General features: G+C 61.3%; 4 protein-coding genes. 1 reads left to right on the top strand and 3 read right to left on the bottom strand.

What is annotated here, in order from left to right:
* A partial coding sequence (locus tag ACIQ2A_RS25640; protein WP_398484847.1) for a short-chain fatty acyl-CoA regulator family protein occupies positions 1-1,239 on the top strand: 1,239 nt, incomplete at its 5' end.
* Between the two features lie 9 nt (positions 1,240-1,248).
* On the opposite strand, the gene ACIQ2A_RS25635 is transcribed toward ACIQ2A_RS25640, so the two are convergent.
* The 3 genes from ACIQ2A_RS25635 to ACIQ2A_RS25625 are packed head-to-tail and all read right to left on the bottom strand — an operon-like array spanning position 1,249 to position 3,821.
* Positions 1,249-2,007 (bottom strand): ABC transporter permease, encoded by a 759-nt coding sequence (locus ACIQ2A_RS25635; protein WP_398484845.1) that lies wholly within the window; start codon positions 2,005-2,007, stop codon positions 1,249-1,251.
* A 4-nt stretch (positions 2,008-2,011) separates the two neighbouring features.
* Entirely contained in the window at positions 2,012-2,812 is an 801-nt protein-coding gene (locus tag ACIQ2A_RS25630) for an ABC transporter ATP-binding protein (protein WP_398484843.1), read from the bottom strand.
* A gap of 31 nt (positions 2,813-2,843) precedes the next feature.
* Positions 2,844-3,821: an ABC transporter substrate-binding protein gene (locus ACIQ2A_RS25625; protein WP_398484841.1), complete on the bottom strand. Its 978-nt coding sequence runs from the start codon at positions 3,819-3,821 to the stop codon at positions 2,844-2,846.
* Positions 3,822-3,900: the final 79 nt, after the last annotated feature.

Here is a 3,900-nt window from a genome sequence, read left to right as displayed (position 1 = left end):
GCCACGGCGGATGAGGATCGCTTCTTCGCGGAGCTCAACGAGATTTTTTCCGATCCACTGTTTCGGCAGATCGATCTGCCGAAACAGGAATTGCGCGATCTCGCCGAGCTCTGCCCCGGCGTCACGCATTCGCTGCAGCGGCTTTACGCGGCCTACACCGAAGCGCGGCGCGGCGAGACGATGGTGGCGGCACAGATGGCGGATCGCCATGACGGCGCATCCTATGAAGGCAATCCGATCGAGCGGGTGCGCGATCTGATCGAGGCCAACCGGAATTACTTTCCGGAGCTGGAGACCGCAGCGGAGACTCTTCGCGACGAGATCAATGTGCCGTCGCAGGATCTGTTTGCAGCACTGAGCGCGCGGCTGCGGGACAAATACTCGATCGTGACCCGCATCATGCCGGTGGATGTGATGCGCGAGACGCTGCGGCGGTTCGACCGGCATCGGCGGCAATTGCTGATCTCGGAAATGGTGGATGCGCCCGGCCGCGCCTTCCAGGTCGCGTTCCAGATCGGGCTTGTCGAGTGCTCGTCGCATTTCGAAAGCATTGTCGGCCGCGCCGGACCGCTGGCCGATACGCAACGCCGGCTCTATCGCATCACGCTGGCAAATTACTATGCCGCCGCCGTGCTGATGCCTTACGCGGCGTTTCATGCGGCGGCGGAAGCACTGAGCTATGACATGCAGGTGCTCGGCCAGCGCTTCAATGTCGGCTTCGAGCCGATCTGCCATCGCCTCACCACGCTGCAGCGGCCGAATGCGCGCGGCGTGCCGTTCTTCATGCTGCGTGTGGACAATGCCGGCAATGTCTCGAAGCGGTTCTCGTCGGGCACGTTCCCGTTCTCGAAATTCGGCGGCACCTGCCCGCTCTGGAATGTGCACTCCACCTTCGACACGCCGGACCGCCTGCTGCGCCAGGTGATCGAGCTGCCGGACGGCAATCGCTATTTCTCCATCGCGCAAACGCTGCGCCGCTCGCCGGCGCCGCATCCGCACCAGCAGCCGCGCTTCGCCATCGGGCTCGGTTGCGAGATCCGCCATGCGAGCAAACTGGTTTACTCGGCGGGCATGGATCTGGAGAAGGTCGAGGGCACGCCGATCGGCGTGAACTGCCGCCTGTGCGAGCGCGAGAATTGCAGCCAGCGCGCGGAACCACCGATCACGCGAACGCTGATTCTGGATGAGAATACGCGGCGGGTGTCGAGCTTTGCGTTCAGCAATGCACGGGAAGTGTGAGGCGCACGATCACCTCCCAGACCAGTGCACGAAGCGGCGCTCGATGGTCAGGAACAAAAGATTAAGGCCGTAGCCGAGGGCGCCGGCTGCGAAGATCGCGGCATACATGTCCGGCATCTCGATCAGCTGCTGCGCCTCGAACACGCGCTGGCCAAGGCCATCGGTGGAGCCGATGAACATCTCGGCCACCACGACGATCACGAGTGCCAGCGAGACGCCATTGCGCAGGCCGACAAAGGTCTGCGGCAGCGACTCCAGCAGCATCACGTCCCACAGCACGCGGATGCGCGAGGCGCCCATCACGCGCGCAGCCAGGATGCGGGTCTTGCGCGCATTCATGACGCCATAGGCGACGTTGAACAGGATCACCAAGGCCGCGCCAAACGCCGCCACTGCGATCTTGGTGCGATCGCCGACACCGAACAGGACGAGGAACAGCGGGAACATCGCCGAGGCCGGCGTTGAGCGGAAGAAGTCGATCACGAATTCCACCGAGCGATAGAGCTTTTCGGAAGAGCCCAGCAGGATGCCAAGCGGAATGGCGACGATTGCTGCGATCACCGTCGAATAGATCGTGCGCTGCACGGTCTTGATGAAATCGAGGCCGAGCTTGCCGTGACTCATCCCGTTCCACAGCGCCTTGAAGGTCGCCGATGGCGATGGCAGCAATACGGGATCGACGATCTTCAGCCAGGCCACCAGCGACCAGACCGCGAGCAGACCGGCGACACCGATCAACGGCAACAGGAATTCGAGGCGCTTCAGCATCGCATCACCCCTTGCGGACTTCGCGCTGGAAGATTTCGAGACAATGCGCCTTGGTGCTGATGAAATCCGGCTCGATCATCGTCCTGTCGCTGCGCGGGCGCGGCGCATCATAGGGCACGAATTCGACCACGCGAGCGGGATGACGCGACAGCAACAGTATACGATCGGACAGATAGACCGCCTCCTCCAGATCATGCGACACCAGCACGGTGGTGGTTGCCGTCTCCATGAAGACGCGCTGCAGCTGCTCGCGCATGAACAGCGTCATTTCATAGTCGAGCGCCGAGAACGGCTCGTCGAGAAACAGGATCTCGGGATCCACCACCAGCGCACGCATGATGGAGACGAGCTGCTGCTGGCCGCCGGACATGTAATAGGGATAGAGATTGAGATCGATCTTGACGTTGAGATTGGCGACGATCTTCTCGACCCTGCGGATGCGCTCGGCCTTCGGCACGCCGCGCACCTTCAGGGGATAGGCGATATTGTCGAAGGCGCGCAGCCAGGGAAACATGGCCTCGCGATAGTTCTGGAACACATAGCCGAAATTGATCTTGTTGAGCGGCTGGCCGTCGAACAGGATCTCGCCACTGTCCATCGGATAAAGCCCCGCGATCATGTTGATCAGCGTGCTCTTGCCGCAGCCATTGGGCCCGAACACCGACATCAGCTGGCCGCGCGGAATGTCGAAATCGAAGTTGTCGTAGATGACAGCATCGGGGAAGCGCTTGCTCAGCCCACGAATGGTCACATGAGGGGCCGTGCGCCGCAATGCCTCGCGGGCATTCGCCGGAAGTTCGGTCATTGCGGCACTCGGCATGGCACCCACCTGCCGATCAATATTTGTAGAGATATTTGGTGACGTCGACCTTCTCCGGCACGACACCGATTGACACGCCGAAATCGGCCAGCTTCTGCAGATCGCCGACCTGGCCGGGCGTCATGTCCTTGGCCATCGTGTAGCCGAGCATCGCGACCATATCGATGACATTTTCCGGCGTGAGCGTGTTCTTGACGAGATATTTGCGCGCATCGTCAGGATTGGTCTTGATGTAGTCGATGGCCTTGGCCCAGGCCATCGCGAAGCGCTTGGCGACATCCGGGCGTTTCTGGATGAAGTCGCTGGTAATGGCACAGCCGGCAGCAAAGGCGTCAGCCTTGGCATCCCCGAGGATGTAGGTGGAGATCACGCCAGCCTCCAGCGTGCGCGCCACGCCGGCCTTGATCATCATCGAGGCATTCGGCTCGAGCGTATAACCGCCATCAAAACTTCCCGCCTGCATCGCATTCACGTGCTGGCCCATGTCGAGCTGATCGATGGTGTAGTCACCGTCCTTCAGACCATTCTTGGCAAGGACACCTTTGGCGGTATTGACATTTGCCGGCCCCGGCGCGGACAGCAGCTTCATGCCTTTCAGATCGGAAATCTTCTCGGCCTTGACACCGTTGCGGACAACGAACTGTTCCATCTTGTATTGGGGCGTCTGGCTGTTGAGCGCGATATACATGGCGACGCCCGGCTTCTTGATATTGGCGTTGAGACCTTCCAGCGTCACCAGTACCGCGGACACCTCGATCTGACCGGTGATCATGGCGGCGACATTGGCCGGGCCGCCCATCAGCTTGGTCATGTCCGGTTCGATATTCTGCTCCTTGAAGAAGCCCTTCTCGACCGCGACGAAATAGGGCAGCGACGAGCTGAGCGGAAACACGCCGACGGCGACCTTGTCCATGGCGGATGCCATCGGGATCGCGCTACCGGCCACGGCAATCCACGCAACTGCCGTCAACATCAAACGCTTCAGCGCATTCATCCGTCGATCTCCTGTGTCGCGAGCGAGCCCCCTCGCCGCTGTGATCCCGCCCCGAAATTCCAGGGCCTTTTCTGCGTTC

Source organism: Tardiphaga sp., from assembly GCF_044336785.1.
Lineage (GTDB): Bacteria > Pseudomonadota > Alphaproteobacteria > Rhizobiales > Xanthobacteraceae > Tardiphaga.
The sequence above is the reverse complement of the archived record's forward strand: the minus strand, read 5'-3'. Positions and strand labels throughout refer to the sequence as shown.